Here is a 14,399-nt window from a genome sequence, read left to right as displayed (position 1 = left end):
GGCGGCGATGTTGAATCACTTGTCGTCACTGCTAGTGACTTTTTCGTTACTCCTCGCGACCATGGGGAGGTATGAGCACAAACCGGGTCTTCTGCACGATCATCCCCCCACACATCCTCGACACCCTCTCCCGGCACTCCGACGAGCTCGTCTCCGGCCGGGCCCGCCGCACGAGGGAGCGGGACTCCCTGGAGCGCACGCGCCGCCGGCTGAACACCGTGGCCGGCGCGCGGATCCTCGCCCGTCCGGAGGCCGCCGAGGACGGCAAGCCGCACCGCACGATCTACGACGCGAAGAAGCGCGAGACCCTTCCCGGCACCAAGGTCCGCGGCGAGGGCCAGGAACCCGGTCAGGACGCCAGCGTCAACCGGGCCTACGCGGGACTCGGCGCCACCTTCGACCTCTTCCTGAAGGTGTACGGCCGCGACTCCATCGACGGCAGCGGCCTGCCCCTCGACGCCACCGTCCACTACGGCGTGGAGTACGACAACGCCTTCTGGAACGGCGAGCAGATGGTCTTCGGGGACGGCAACGGCGAGGTGTTCCTGGACTTCACCATCCCCGTCGACGTGATCGGCCACGAACTCACGCACGGCGTCACCCAGTACACCGCCAACCTCGAGTACTACGGCCAGTCCGGGGCGCTCAACGAATCGCTCTCCGACGTGTTCGGCTCGCTGATCAAGCAGCACACGAAGGGCGAGACGGCGGCGGAGGCCGACTGGCTGGTGGGCGCCGGGCTGCTCGCGCCGCGGGTGACCGGCAAGGCGCTGCGCTCCATGAAGGAGCCGGGCACCGCGTACGACGACGACGTCCTCGGCAAGGACCCGCAGCCGGGCTCCATGGACGACTACGTGGACACCCGCCAGGACAACGGCGGGGTGCACATCAACTCCGGCATCCCCAACCGGGCGTTCTACCTCGCCGCCACGGCGCTGGGCGGCCACGCCTGGGAGAAGGCGGGGCAGGTCTGGTACGACGTCCTCACCGGCGGCGACCTCAAGGCGGACGCGGAGTTCGCGGACTTCGCACGCCTCACGCTGAAGGCCGCGGCGACGCGGTTCGGCGAGGGGGCGGAGGCCCAGGCGGTCGAGAAGGCCTGGCAGGAGGTCGGCGTCCTCAGCCGCGAGGCGTGACGGCGCCGCGCGGCGCCCGCACCGGGTGACGTGTTCCGCCCGCGTCGCGTGACGGTTCCCCACGACCGGCCGCGGCGCGGGCCCGGATGCGCTAGACAGGTGCCATGCGTATCGAAGTGACACGTTCAGGCGGGTTCGCCGGGTTGGTCCGCCGCGCGCTGGTGGACACGGACGGGCTGGACGACGCGGAGGAGTGGCACCGGCTGGCCGAGGCGGCCCTCGCCGACGGGGCGGGGCCGTCCCCGGCCGAGTCGTCCGTCCGGGACGGGTTCCGCTACGAGATCGCGGTGGACGGCTCCCCCGGTGTGGAGGTCGGCGAGCAGGACCTGACTCCCGCCCAGCGCGACCTCACCGCCCGCGCCCTCGCCGAAGGCACCCGCCTCTGACTCCTCGGGCCGCATTGGGCGCCAGGCACGAGCACAGGCACGGGCACCAGCACCAACACCGGCACCGGCACCGGCACGGGCACCGGCAGGAGCGGGGAGGACAGCGCAAGGAGCATGCCGCGCACGGGTGTTGACCTTCACCCCGCAGGGTGAGGAGGATCCGCCCATGGCAGCCGACCCGCTTCCGCCGTTCCCGCCCGGTTTCCTCTGGGGCGCGTCCACCTCCGCCCACCAGATCGAAGGCGCCGCGGACCTGCGCGAGCGGTCCGTGTGGGACGTCTTCGAGGCGCGCCCCGGCAGCATCGCGGACGGCTCCACCGCCGCCGTCGCCTGCGACAGCTTCCACCGCCACCGCGAGGACGTGGAACTCCTCGCCGGGCTCGGCCTCGACGCCTACCGGTTCTCCGTCTCCTGGCCGCGCGTCGACTCGCCGGGCGGGCTCGATCACTACGACCGCCTGGTGGACGACCTGCTCGCGGCCGGCGTCCGCCCCGTGCCGACGCTGTTCCACTGGGACCTGCCGGCCGCGCTGGACTGGCGGGAGCGGGACACCGCCGCCCGGTTCGCCGCCTACGTGGAGCGCGTGGCGGCCCGGCTCGGCGACCGGGTGCGGACCTGGATCACCGTCAACGAGCCCGCCGAGCACACCTTCCTCGGCCACGCCCTCGGCGTGCACGCGCCGGGCCACCGGATGCTGTTCGAGGCGCTGCCCGTGGCGCACCACCAGCTCCTCGCCCACGGTCTCGCGGTGCGCGCCCTGCGCGCGGCGGGGGCCGACGATGTCGGGATCGCCGTCTCGCACGCGCCGACGTGGCCGGTCTCGGAGCGGAAGGAGGACCTGGCCGCCGCCGACTTCTACGACGTCCTGATGAACCGCGCCTTCTCCGACCCGCTGCTGCTGGGCCGCTACCCGGAGGGCGTCGCCGAGCTGATGCCGGACGGCGTGGAGGCCGACCTGGAGATCGTCTCGGAGCGCCTCGACTGGTACGGCGTCAACTACTACGCGCCCTCCCTCGTCGGCGCGCCCACCGGCGGGCCGAGCGCCTACGGCACCCTCGACGTCCCGCCGGAGATGCCCTTCTCGGTGCACGAGATCGAGGGCCGCCCCCGGACCGACTTCGGCTGGCCGGTGGTGCCCGAAGGGCTGACCGAGGTCCTCACCGGGCTTCGCGACCGCTACGGCGACCGGCTGCCGCCCGTCATGGTCACCGAGAACGGCTGCTCCTACCCCGGCCTGGACGACCAGGACCGGATCGCCTATCTCGACGCCCACCTGCGCGCCCTGCACCGGGCCCTGGAGGCGGGCGTGGACGTACGCGGGTACTTCGTCTGGTCGCTGCTGGACAACTTCGAGTGGGCCGAGGGCTACCGGCAGCGCTTCGGCCTGGTCCACGTCGACTTCGACTCCCCGGAGCGGACCCGCACCCCGAAGGCCTCCTACGCCTGGCTGCGCGACCAGTTGCGCGACTGCCTCCGGGCGCGGCGGTGACCACGGCGTCCGGCGCGGACGCGGAACCGGCGGGCACCGCCCCCGCGGGCTCGGAACCGGCGGGCACCGCCCCGGCAGGCGCCGCCCCCGCAGGCACGGCCCCCGCGGGCGCGGGACCCTCCGGCGGGGCCGTCGGCCGGCCCCTGTCCGAGGACCTGCCGACCGGAGGCGGCGCGGGCGGCGGGCCCCTGGTCGAGCCCACGAAGCGTGTGGGCGGCGGCTGGACGGCCTCGCTGTCGCTGGCCAACGGCGCGGTCTGGGTGGGCTGGTACGGCCCGATGCAGATCCTGCTGGCCTCGCAGACCGCCGCGTTCGCCGCCGGCGGCGACGCGGCCGGGGCGTTCGGCCTGGCCGGTATGACCAAGGAGACGATGCTGGCCTGGGTGACCGGCGTCGGCGCGGTGGTGGCGCTGGTCGCGAGCCCGGTGTTCGGCGCGCTGTCGGACCGCACCGCCTCCCGGTGGGGCAGGCGGCGGCCGTGGATCCTGGCCGGTTCGGCGACCGGCGCGGTGTTCCTGGTGCTGCTCGGCCAGGCGCCCGGGCCGTGGACGATGCTCGTCGGCTGGTGCCTGGTCCAGCTGACGCTGAACGCCTCGTTCGCCGCCGTCACCGCGGCGGTCCCGGACCGGGTGCCCCGGCCGCAGCGGGGCACGGTCGGCGGGTGGCTGGGCGGCGTCCAGATCGTCGGCGTGGTGGCCGGCACCGGGCTGGCCGCCGCCGCGGGCGGCATCGGCGCCGGGTACGCGGCCTGCGCGGTGCTCAGCCTGCTCGGTGTGGTCCCGCTGCTGCTGCACCACGAGCCGCCGCTGCCGGAGGCGGAGCGTCCCGCCCCGGTGACGGCGCGCCGGTTCCTGACCGGGCTGGGGTTCGACCCGCGCCGCCACCCGGACCTCGGCTGGGCCTGGCTGACCCGGTTCCTGATCAACCTGTCGAACGCCCTGGTGCTGCTCTACCTCCTCTACTACCTGCGCGACCGGGTCGGTCACCCCGACCCGGAGCAGGGCGTGCTGGTGCTGACCGTGGTCAACGCCGTGATGCTGCTGGCGACGGTGGTGATCAGCGGCGTGCGCTCGGACCGTTCGGGCCGCCGCAAGCCGTACGTGCTGTGGTCGGGGGTGCTGATGGCGGGGGCCACGCTGATGCTGGCCGGGTGGCAGACCTGGTCGTCGGCGCTGGTGGCCGCGGCGCTGCTGGGCGTCGGATTCGGCGTGTTCACGTCGGTGGACTTCGCGCTGATGACGGAGGTGCTGCCGGACGCGGCCGCCCGGGGCAAGGACCTCGGCGTGATCAACGTCGCCAACTCGCTGCCCCAGGTGATGGCGCCCGCGCTGGCCGCGCCGCTGGTCACGGGCCTGGGCGGGTACACCACGCTGTACGTCGTCGCGGGGCTGCTGGCCCTGGCCGGCGCCCTCCTCGTCCACCGGGTGCGCGGCGTCGACTGACCGGTGCCGCCGCGTACCGGGGCGGGGCCTGGGGCAGACTGGCGGAAACCGCACCACCGGCAAGAAGGCTCCGCCCGTGAAAGCGCCCAGGTACCCCGACGACGCGTCCCCCACCGACGCGGCCTCCGACGAGCCCGCCCCCGACCTGCCCACCTCTGACGAGTCCTCCCCCGCCGACGTCGCTCCCGCCCAGGACCGGTCCGGCCCGCAGGTCGACCCCCTGGCGGCCCTGCGCGCCCCGGACGAGCCGCCGTGCGACGTGTTCCTGACCGGGACCGTCTTCCTGGACATCATCTTCACGGGGCTGGACCAGGCCCCCGTCCGCGGCACCGAGTCCTGGGCCCGGGGCATGGGTTCCAGCCCCGGCGGGGTCGCGAACATGGCCACCGCGCTGGCCCGGCTGGGGCTGCGCACCTCGCTGGCCGCGTCCTTCGGCGACGACCACTACGGCGAGTACTGCTGGGACGCGCTGGAGCAGGGCGAGCACATCGACCTGTCCCCGTCCCGTACGGTGCCCGGCTGGCATTCGCCGGTGACCGTCTCCATGGCCTACGAGGGCGAGCGCACGATGGTCTCGCACGGCCACGAGCCGCCGGAGCGGGCACAGCCGTCGCCGGACCTGCCGCCGCGGTCACGGGCCGCGGTCGCCTCGCTCGCGCCGGGCCGCCGGGAGCCGTGGGTGGCGCACGCGGCGCGGGCGGGCGCGCTGATCTTCGGCGACGTCGGCTGGGACGACACCGGCGCGTGGGACCTGGCCGCGCTGCCGGACCTGGCGCACTGCGAGGCGTTCCTGCCGAACGCGGCCGAGGCGATGCTCTACACCCGCACCGACTGCCCGCGGCGCGCCGCCCACGCGCTGACCGAGCACGTGCCCGTCGCGGTGGTGACGCTCGGGGCGGAGGGCGCCTACGCCGTCGACGGGCGGACCGGCGAGGCGGCGGAGGTGCCGGCCATCGCGGTCGAGGCGCTGGATCCCACCGGGGCGGGAGACGTGTTCGTGGCCGGGTTCGTCACGGGGACGCTGGCCGGCTGGCCGCTCGCCGACCGGCTGGCGTTCGCCGGGCTGACGGCGGCGCTGTCCGTGCAGGACTTCGGCGGGTCGCTGTCCGCGCCGGGCTGGGCGGAGGTCGCCGCCTGGTGGCGGACCGTGCAGTCCCTGGAGGGCCAGGACCCGGAGGGCCTGCGCCGCTACGCCTTCCTCGACGGCCTGATCCCCCGCCCGCTGCGCCGGGCCACCGCTGCCTGGCCCCGCCGCCGCGCCGTCCCCACCATCGGCTTCCGCCGCTCCGGCTGACCCGCCGCGCACCGGGTGGCGCCTGTCCGGGGGCCGCCGGGTGTGAGGGCGTCCTGGCGTGGCAAAAGGCTTGGGGGCTTGACCGTGGCCCGTCGTACCCTGGGACACGGAAGGCCCCGTGTGACGGGCGAACTCCAGCGAGGAGGATGTGCAGGCCTCGAGCCGGCCCATGACGCAGACACCCCAAGCTCCCGGTCCCGGTGAGGGACCCGCACGCGCCCAGATCACCATCCCCGCCAAGCACCCGATGGTGACGGTGCTCGGGTCCGGAGACTCCCTTCTGCGCGTGATCGAGACGGCCTTCCCCGGGGCCGACATCCATGTCCGGGGCAACGAGATCAGCGCGGTGGGCGACCCGGTGGACGTGGCCGTCATCCAGCGCCTGTTCGCAGAGATGATGCTGGTGCTCCGCACCGGGCAACCGATGACGGAGGACGCGGTGGAACGATCGATCGCCATGCTGAAGGCGGGTACGAACGGCAGCGGCGAGGACGGCGGTCAGGAGACCCCGGCGCAGGTGCTCACGCAGAACATCCTGTCCTCGCGCGGCCGTACGATCCGGCCCAAGACGCTCAACCAGAAGCGCTACGTCGACGCCATCGACAAGCACACCGTCGTGTTCGGCATCGGTCCGGCCGGTACCGGCAAGACGTACCTGGCGATGGCGAAGGCGGTGCAGGCCCTCCAGGCCAAGCAGGTCAACAGAATCATCCTGACCCGCCCGGCGGTCGAGGCCGGCGAGCGGCTCGGCTTCCTGCCCGGAACGCTGTACGAGAAGATCGACCCGTACCTGCGCCCGCTGTACGACGCGCTGCACGACATGCTCGACCCCGACTCGATCCCCCGCCTGATGGCGGCCGGGACCATCGAGGTCGCGCCGCTGGCGTACATGCGCGGCCGGACGCTGAACGACGCCTTCATCATCCTCGACGAGGCCCAGAACACCTCGCCCGAACAGATGAAGATGTTCCTCACCCGTCTCGGCTTCGACTCCAAGATCGTGATCACCGGCGACGTGACCCAGGTCGACCTGCCGGACGGCTCCAAGTCGGGCCTGCGGCAGGTGCAGCACATCCTGGAGGGCGTCGAGGACGTCCACTTCTCCCGGCTGTCGTCGCAGGACGTCGTCCGGCACAAGCTCGTCGGACGTATCGTCGATGCCTACGAGAAGTACGACAGCACGCACGGCACCGAGAACGGCGCCCACCAGGGCGGCCGCGGCCGGACCGGGCACAAGGGGAAGTAGAACAGCCGCACCATGGCGATCGACGTCAACAACGAATCGGGCACCGAGGTCGACGAAGAGGCGATCCTGGACATCGCCCGCTACGCCCTCGCACGGATGCGCATCCACCCCCTCGCCGAGCTGTCGGTGATCGTGGTGGACGCCGACGCCATGGAGCAGCTGCACATCCAGTGGATGGACCTGCCGGGTCCGACCGACGTGATGTCCTTCCCGATGGACGAGCTGCGTCCGCCGTCCAAGGACGACGAGGAGCCCCCGCAGGGGCTGCTCGGCGACATCGTGCTCTGCCCGGAGGTCGCCGAGAAGCAGGGCAAGGAGGCGGAGACCGGGCACTCCATGAACGAGGAGCTTCAGCTGCTCACCGTCCACGGCGTCCTCCACCTGCTGGGCTACGACCACGAGGAGCCCGACGAGAAGGCCGAGATGTTCGGTCTTCAGGCCGCCATCGTCGACGGCTGGCGTGCGGAGAAGGGCCTCACCGGCCCGTCCCCCGCCCCGACCGTCTCATGACCGCCCAGCTGATCGTGGGCGTCGTCGCCCTGCTCGTCCTCGCCTGGCTCGCCGCCTGCGCCGAGGCCGGGCTGGCACGGGTGTCGAGCTTCCGCGCCGAGGAGGCCATACGCACCGGCCGCCGCGGCAGCGCCAAGCTCGCGCAGGTGGCCGCCGATCCCACCCGCTACCTCAACGTGGCGCTGCTGGTCCGCGTGGCCTGCGAGATGGCGGCGGCGGCCCTGGTCACCTACGCCTGCCTCGACTTCTTCGCGGAGACCTGGCAGGCGCTGCTGACCGCCATCGGCGTGATGGTGCTGGTCTCGTACGTGGCCGTCGGCGTCTCGCCGCGCACCATCGGCCGCCAGCACCCGCTGAACACCTCGACGGTCGCCGCGTACGTGCTGCTGCCGCTGGCCCGGATCATGGGCCCGGTGCCGTACCTGCTGATCCTCCTGGGCAACGCCCTGACCCCCGGCAAGGGTTTCCGCCGCGGCCCGTTCGCCTCCGAGGCCGAGCTGCGCGCCATGGTGGACCTGGCGGAGAAGGAGTCGCTGATCGAGGACGAGGAGCGCCGCATGGTGCACTCGGTCTTCGAGCTGGGCGACACCCTGGTGCGCGAGGTGATGGTGCCGCGCACCGACCTGGTGGTCATCGAGCGGTTCAAGACGATCCGTCAGGCGCTCACCCTGGCCCTGCGGTCCGGCTTCTCCCGCATCCCGGTCACCGGCGAGAGCGAGGACGACGTCGTCGGCGTCGTCTACCTCAAGGACCTGGTGCGGCGCACGCACATCAGCCGGGAGGCCGAGAGCGAGCTGGTCAGCACGGCGATGCGGGCGGCGGCGTTCGTGCCGGACACCAAGAACGCCGGCGACCTGCTGCGGGAGATGCAGCGGGACCGCAACCACGTCGCGGTCGTCATCGACGAGTACGGCGGCACGGCCGGCATCGTCACCATCGAGGACATCCTCGAGGAGATCGTCGGCGAGATCACCGACGAGTACGACCGCGAGCTGCCCCCGGTGGAGGAGCTGGACGACGGCTGCCACCGGGTCACCGCGCGCCTGGACATCAGTGACCTCGGCGCGCTCTACGGTGTCGAGGAGTACGACGACGAGGACGTCGAGACGGTCGGCGGTCTGCTCGCCAAGGCGCTGGGGCGGGTCCCCATCGCCGGCGCCTCCTCGGAGGTCGAGCTCCCCGACGGGCGCCGCCTCAGGCTGACCGCGGAGTCCGCGGCCGGCCGCCGCAACAAGATCGTCACCGTGCTGGTGGAGCCGGTGCCGGCTCCCGAGCCGTCGGAGGACGGGGAACGGCAGGACCGATGACCCCTCAGGAGCTGCGCGCGCTCTGCCTCTCGTTCAACGGGACCACCGAGGACTTCCCGTTCGGGCCGGAGACCTCCGTGTTCAAGGTGGGCGGCAAGCTCTTCGCCCTCTCGGCGCTCGACGCGCGGCCCCTGAAGGCCAACCTCAAGTGCGACCCGGACGACGCGGTCCGTCTGCGCGAGGAGTACGAGGGGCTGATCGTGCCGGGGTGGCACATGAACAAGCGCCACTGGAACACGGTGACCGTCGGCGGGGGAGCCGGGTCGCTGCCCGACGCGCTGGTGCGCGAACTGGTCGAGGACTCCTACGACCTGGTGGTCGCCGGCCTCCCCCGCGCGGAGCGGCTGCGCCTGGACCGGCCGTAATCGCGTTGTCCCCGGCCGCTTCGGGGCGGCAGACTCACCGGGCATGACGATTCGTTTCCCCCGCCCCCTGCGCCCCGGCGACCGGATCGGGGTCACCGCCCCGTCCAGCGGCGTGCAGAAGCCGCTGCTGCCCCGGCTCGACCGCGCCGTCCAGGTCGTGCGCGACCACGGTTACGAGGTGGTGGTCGGTGAGTGCATCGGCACCCCCACCCACGTCAGCGCGCCGGTCGCCGAGCGGGCCGCCGAGCTGACCGCCATGCTCACCGACCCGGAGATCCGGGCCGTGGTGCCGCCGTGGGGCGGGGAGACGGGCGTCGACCTGCTCCCCCACCTGGACTGGGACGCGATCCGCGCCGCCGAGCCGACCTGGGTGGTCGGCTACTCCGACACCACCGCCTGGATGACGCCGCTGACCCTGCTCACCGGCTGGGCGACGGTGCACGGCAACAACCTGATGGACACGCCGTACGAGACGCCCGAGGGGCTGCTGTCCTGGCTGGACGTGGTGACCGCCCCGCAGGGCCCGGACCACCCGCTGACCCAGGTCCCGCCGGGCCGGTACCGGGTGTCGGAAGGTTTCGACGACTGGGAGGGCGACCCGGGCTTCAGCGCCCAGGGACTGAACACCGAGGGCCGCTGGACACGCCTGGACGGCGACGGCGACCTCACCGTCGAGGGCCGCCTGATCGGCGGCTGCACCGAGATCGTGGGCCCGCTCGCCGGCAGCCCCTACCTCGACCTGAACGCCTTCGCCCGTGAGCACGCGCCGGAGGGGCTGCTCGTCTACGTGGAGGCCTGCGAGGACAACGCCTACTCCATCGCCCGCCAGCTGCACGGCATGCGGCTGTCCGGGGCCTTCGACGCGGCCACCGCGGTCCTGGTCGGCCGGACCTCCGCCCCGGACACGCCGACCATGACCCAGCACGAGGCGGTGCTGGACGCGCTCGGCGGTCTCGGGGTGCCGATCCTCGCCGATCTCGAGTGCGGGCACGTGCGGCCCTGGCTGCCGCTCGTGAACGGGGCGCGGGCCCGGGTGACGCACACCGCGGAGCGCAGCGAGGTCGTCCAGACGCTGGCCTGACGCCCGCCGCCCGGCCGGGGCTTCGTATGCTCGGACCATGACCGACAGCAGCGCGCTCGACCTCGACCCCGAGGACCGCAAGATCGTGACCCTGGCCCGCTCCGCGCGGGCCCGCAACGGCGTGCCGGAGGGCGCGGCCGTGCGGGACGAGACGGGACGGACGTACGTCGCCGGGACGGTGGCCCTGGAGTCGCTGCGGCTGAGCGCGCTGCGCACGGCGGTGGCGATGGCCGTGGCCTCCGGGGCGAAGTCGCTGGAGGCGGCGGCCGTGGTGACCGAGGCGGACCTGCCCGCCGAGGACCTCGCCGCCGTCCTCGACCTCGGCGGCGCCGGCACCACCGTCCTGGTGGCCGGCCCCGACGGCGCGGTGCGCGAGACCCGGACCGTCTGACCGCCCGGACCGCAGCGGCTTCCTCCGCCCTGTGACGGGCGGAGGAAGCGGGCCGTTGTGGGGCGGGTCACCCGCCCCGCGGGACCCCGGGAGCGCCCGCCGGTACGAGGGCGCCCCGCGATCGGGGAGAATGGGCGGCATGAGCGTTCGTACACAGTCACCGCAGCCGTCCGAGGACCACCTCCACCGGGCCGGCTTCGCCTGCTTCGTGGGCCGCCCCAACGCGGGCAAGTCCACCCTCACGAACGCTCTGGTGGGCCAGAAGGTGGCGATCACCTCCAACCGCCCCCAGACCACCCGGCACACCGTGCGCGGCATCGTGCACCGCCCGGACGCCCAGCTGATCCTGGTGGACACCCCCGGCCTCCACAAGCCGCGCACCCTGCTCGGCGAGCGGCTCAACGACGTGGTGCGCACCACCTGGGCCGAGGTCGACGTGATCGGTTTCTGCCTGCCCGCCGACCAGAAGATCGGCCCCGGCGACCGGTTCATCGCCAAGGAGCTCGCGGCGATCAAGAAGGCCCCGAAGGTGGCGATCGTCACCAAGACCGACCTGGTGGACTCCAAGCAGCTCGCCGAGCAGCTGATCGCGGTGGACCAGCTGGGCAAGGAGCTGGGCATCGCCTGGGCGGAGATCATCCCCGTCTCGGCGACGGCCGGGAAGCAGGTCGATCTTCTGGCCGACCTGCTGATCCCGCTGATGCCCGAGGGCCCGGCGCTCTACCCGGAGGGCGACCTCACCGACGAGCCGGAGCAGGTGATGATCGCGGAGCTGATCCGCGAGGCCGCCCTGGAGGGCGTGCGGGACGAGCTGCCGCACTCCATCGCCGTGGTCGTCGAGGAGATGCTGCCGCGTGAGGACCGGCCGGCCGACAAGCCGCTGCTGGACATCCACGCCAACCTGTACATCGAGCGCTCCAGCCAGAAGGGCATCGTCATCGGCCCCAAGGGGCAGCGCCTGAAGGACGTCGGGATCAAGTCCCGCAAGCAGATCGAGGCGCTGCTGGGCACCCCGGTCTTCCTCGACCTGCACGTGAAGGTCGCCAAGGACTGGCAGCGCGACCCCAAGCAGCTGCGCAAGCTGGGCTTCTGACAGACCCCGCGGACGCGACGACGGCCCCGGTACCGCTCAGCGGTACCGGGGCCGTCGCGTGCCGTCCGTGCTGGTGCCGTCGGCACTCGGGGCGTCCGTGCTGGTGCCGTCGGCACTCGGGGCGTCCGTGCTGGTGCCGTCGGCGCTCCGGGCGTCCGTGCCGTGGGGCTCAGCGGCGGGGGAACGCGTACGCCTCGACCTCGGCGAGGTAGCGGGCGCGGCGCTCCTCGTCGTCCTCCAGGAAGGAGGCGAGGAAGGAGTTGCGGGCGAGCTCGCGCAGCCGGTCCTCGCCGAGGCCGAGCCGGTCGCTGACGGCGTCGAAGTTGTCGCCGGCGTAGCCGCCGAAGTAGGCGGGGTCGTCGGAGTTGACCGTGCACAGCAGCCCGGCGTCCATCATCGCCGGGAGCGGGTGGTCCTCCAGGACGTCGACGGCCCGCAGCCGCACGTTGGACAGCGGGCACAGGGTCAGCGGGATCCGCTCGCGGACCAGCCGCTCCACCAGGGCCGGGTCCTCCATGCAGCGCAGACCGTGGTCGACGCGCTCGACGCCCAGCAGGTCCAGGGCCTCGGTGATGTAGGAGGCGGGGCCCTCCTCCCCGGCGTGGGCGACGCGGCGCAGGCCGAGGGCGGCGGCGGCCGCGTAGACCTCCTGGAACTTCACCGGCGGGTGGTTCACCTCGGCGGAGTCCAGGCCGATCCCGGTGATCCGGTCCAGGTACGGCCGGGCGAGTTCCAGGGTCTCCAGGGCGGACTCGGCGGACTCGTCACGCAGGAAGCACATGATCAGCCGGGTGGAGACGCCGTGGTTCGCCTCGCTCGCGGCCAGCGCCCGTCCCAGCCCCTCCACCACGGTGCCCATCTCCACGCCGCGGGAGAGGTGGGCCTGCGGGTCGAAGAAGATCTCGGCGTGCCGCACGCCCTGGGCGGCGGCCCGGCGCAGGTAGGCGTTCGCGAGGTCCTCGAAGTCACGCTCGGTGCGCAGCACCGCCATGCAGGCGTAGTACAGGTCGAGGAAGGACTGAAGGTCCTCGAAGGCCTGGGCGGCGCGCAGCTCGTCGACGGACGCGTACGGCAGCGTCACGCCGTTGCGGGCGGCGAGCTCGAAGGCGAGCTCGGGCTCCAGGGTGCCTTCTATGTGGAGGTGCAGTTCGGCTTTGGGGATGGGCATCAGAAGATGATACGCATACGCCCCGTCCTGCCCGAAATGGCCGTGGCGCGATCCGGCTGCGGGCCGAGGACGCCTCTCCTGCCTGGTCAGACCCGCCGCGGCACGGGGATCCGCTCCAGGTCGCGGGCGACGGTGAGTTCGCCCTCGAAGCCGGCCGCGCGGGCCTGCCGGGCGAACTCCTCCGGATCGGAGTAGCGCTGGCTGAAGTGGGTGAGCACCAGGTGGCGCACGCCCGCGTCGCGGGCCACGCGGGCCGCCTGGCCGGCGGTGAGGTGGCCGTGGTCCTCGGCCAGGGCGACGTCCTCGTCGAGGAAGGTGGACTCGATGGTCAGCAGGTCGCAGCCCTCGGCGAGGCGGTGGACGCCGTCGCAGAGCCGGGTGTCCATGACGAACGCGAACCGCTGCCCGCGCCGCACCTCGCTGACCTCGTCCAGGGTGACGCCGTTCAGCTCGCCGTCGCGCTGGATGCGGCCGACGTCGGGGCCCTTGATGCCGTGCGCGGCCAGCCGCTCGGGGAGCATCCGGCGGCCGTCGCCCTCCACCAGCCGGTAGCCGTAGGACTCGACGGGGTGGTCGAGCCGGTGGGCCTCCAGCGTGTAGCCGGGTGTCTCGGCGATCGGACCGTCGGAGTCGACCGGCTCCTCGGTGAGCTTCACCGTCTCCCGGTAGGCGGTGGCGTACCGCAGCCGGTCGAAGAAGCGCTGCCCGGAGCGGGGGTAGTGCGCGGTGACCGGGTGCGGGACGCGGTCCAGGTTGATCCGCTGGATGACGCCGGCCAGCCCCAGGGAGTGGTCGCCGTGGAAGTGGGTGACGCAGAGCCGGTTCAGGTCGTGCGCGGCCACCCCGGCGCGCAGCATCTGCCGTTGCGTGCCCTCGCCGGGGTCGAACAGGATGCCCTCGCCGTCCCACCGCAGCAGGTAGCCGTTGTGGTTGCGGTGCCGGGTCGGAACCTGGCTGGCGGTGCCGAGCACCACCAGTTCACGCACGGACACGCTCGCCCTCCCCTACCGCCCCGGCCGCGTCAGCCGGGGGGCCACTGCAGGCCGCGCCCGCCCAGGACGTGGGCGTGCGCGTGGAAGACGGTCTGCCCCGCGCCGGAACCGGTGTTGAAGATCGTGCGGTAGCTGTCCAGCTTCTCGTCCTCGGCGACGGCCCGGGTCTCGCGCAGCACGTCGGCGGCGAGCTCGGGCGCCTCGGCGGCGAGGGTGGCGGCGTCCGCGTGGTGCGCCTTGGGGATCACCAGGACGTGGGTGGGGGCCTGCGGGTTTATGTCCCGGAACGCCACCGTGGTGTCCGTCTCGCGGACGACGGTGGCCGGGATCTCTCCCGCGACGATCTTGCAGAACAGGCAGTCGTCCTGCGGCTCCCCTGCCATGGGCCCTCCTCGTTCGTGATCGTTCACGCCCAGTCATCGTAACGCCCCGCACCGACGGCGGGGCCGGTGCCCGCGGCGCGGCCCCGCACGGGGCGGGGCCGCGCCGCGAGCCGCCG

15 protein-coding genes are annotated in these 14,399 nt (G+C 73.1%); 12 read left to right on the top strand and 3 right to left on the bottom strand.

The annotated features are described in order from the left end of the window. Nucleotides 1–71 precede the first annotated feature (71 nt). From ABT026_RS14110 to era, 12 genes are all read left to right on the top strand, one after another. Entirely contained in the window at nt 72–1,136 is a 1,065-nt protein-coding gene (locus ABT026_RS14110; protein ID WP_351114542.1) for a M4 family metallopeptidase, read from the top strand. A gap of 104 nt (nt 1,137–1,240) precedes the next feature. Further along, nucleotides 1,241–1,522, top strand: a complete 282-nt coding sequence (locus ABT026_RS14105) for a protealysin inhibitor emfourin (protein WP_351114540.1) — start codon at nt 1,241–1,243, stop codon at nt 1,520–1,522. A gap of 166 nt (nt 1,523–1,688) precedes the next feature. Then, nucleotides 1,689–3,011 carry a GH1 family beta-glucosidase gene (locus ABT026_RS14100; protein WP_351114539.1) on the top strand — a complete coding sequence of 441 codons (1,323 nt, stop codon included), beginning with the start codon at nt 1,689–1,691 and terminating at the stop codon, nt 3,009–3,011. 155 nt (nt 3,012–3,166) lie between these two features. After that, nucleotides 3,167–4,453, top strand: coding sequence for an MFS transporter (locus tag ABT026_RS14095; RefSeq protein ID WP_351114666.1), 1,287 nt, complete (start codon nt 3,167–3,169; stop codon nt 4,451–4,453). A 145-nt stretch (nt 4,454–4,598) separates the two neighbouring features. Beyond that, a complete protein-coding gene (locus ABT026_RS14090; RefSeq protein ID WP_502967973.1) occupies nt 4,599–5,747 on the top strand; it encodes a PfkB family carbohydrate kinase in 1,149 nt (382 codons plus the stop codon). Nucleotides 5,748–5,916: 169 nt separating this feature from the next. Beyond that, nucleotides 5,917–6,993, top strand: coding sequence for a PhoH family protein (locus ABT026_RS14085; protein WP_351114538.1), 1,077 nt, complete (start codon nt 5,917–5,919; stop codon nt 6,991–6,993). A gap of 12 nt (nt 6,994–7,005) precedes the next feature. Then, on the top strand, nt 7,006–7,503 hold the full coding sequence (gene ybeY, locus ABT026_RS14080) for an rRNA maturation RNase YbeY (protein WP_351114537.1): 498 nt from the start codon (nt 7,006–7,008) through the stop codon (nt 7,501–7,503). Next, entirely contained in the window at nt 7,500–8,810 is a 1,311-nt protein-coding gene (locus tag ABT026_RS14075) for a hemolysin family protein (RefSeq protein ID WP_351114536.1), read from the top strand. The genes ybeY and ABT026_RS14075 overlap by 4 nt, the downstream gene beginning before the upstream one ends. After that, on the top strand, nt 8,807–9,175 hold the full coding sequence (locus ABT026_RS14070; RefSeq protein WP_351114535.1) for an MmcQ/YjbR family DNA-binding protein: 369 nt from the start codon (nt 8,807–8,809) through the stop codon (nt 9,173–9,175). Before ABT026_RS14075 ends, ABT026_RS14070 begins: the two co-directional genes overlap by 4 nt. Before the next feature lie 43 nt (nt 9,176–9,218). Then, nucleotides 9,219–10,256 carry a S66 family peptidase gene (locus ABT026_RS14065; protein ID WP_351114534.1) on the top strand — a complete coding sequence of 346 codons (1,038 nt, stop codon included), beginning with the start codon at nt 9,219–9,221 and terminating at the stop codon, nt 10,254–10,256. Nucleotides 10,257–10,293: 37 nt separating this feature from the next. After that, complete coding sequence (locus ABT026_RS14060) at nt 10,294–10,647, top strand: cytidine deaminase-like protein (RefSeq protein ID WP_351114533.1); 354 nt, start codon at nt 10,294–10,296, stop codon at nt 10,645–10,647. A gap of 139 nt (nt 10,648–10,786) precedes the next feature. Continuing rightward, nucleotides 10,787–11,740, top strand: a complete 954-nt coding sequence (gene era, locus ABT026_RS14055) for a GTPase Era (RefSeq protein WP_351114532.1) — start codon at nt 10,787–10,789, stop codon at nt 11,738–11,740. A 169-nt stretch (nt 11,741–11,909) separates the two neighbouring features. Here the strand turns inward: era and ABT026_RS14050 are convergent, their stop codons facing one another. The 3 genes from ABT026_RS14050 to ABT026_RS14040 form a co-directional block, all read right to left on the bottom strand. Beyond that, complete coding sequence (locus tag ABT026_RS14050) at nt 11,910–12,908, bottom strand: adenosine deaminase (RefSeq protein ID WP_351114531.1); 999 nt, start codon at nt 12,906–12,908, stop codon at nt 11,910–11,912. 86 nt (nt 12,909–12,994) lie between these two features. Beyond that, nucleotides 12,995–13,900, bottom strand: coding sequence for a ribonuclease Z (locus ABT026_RS14045; RefSeq protein ID WP_351114530.1), 906 nt, complete (start codon nt 13,898–13,900; stop codon nt 12,995–12,997). Nucleotides 13,901–13,929: 29 nt separating this feature from the next. Next, nucleotides 13,930–14,283: a histidine triad nucleotide-binding protein gene (locus ABT026_RS14040; RefSeq protein ID WP_351114528.1), complete on the bottom strand. Its 354-nt coding sequence runs from the start codon at nt 14,281–14,283 to the stop codon at nt 13,930–13,932. Between the last annotated feature and the right edge of the window lie 116 nt (nt 14,284–14,399).

It is taken from the genome of Streptomyces sp. NPDC002734 (genome assembly GCF_040295685.1).
GTDB lineage: Bacteria > Actinomycetota > Actinomycetes > Streptomycetales > Streptomycetaceae > Streptomyces.
Note: the sequence above shows the minus strand (reverse complement) of the source record. Positions and strands in the feature narration are given on the sequence as shown.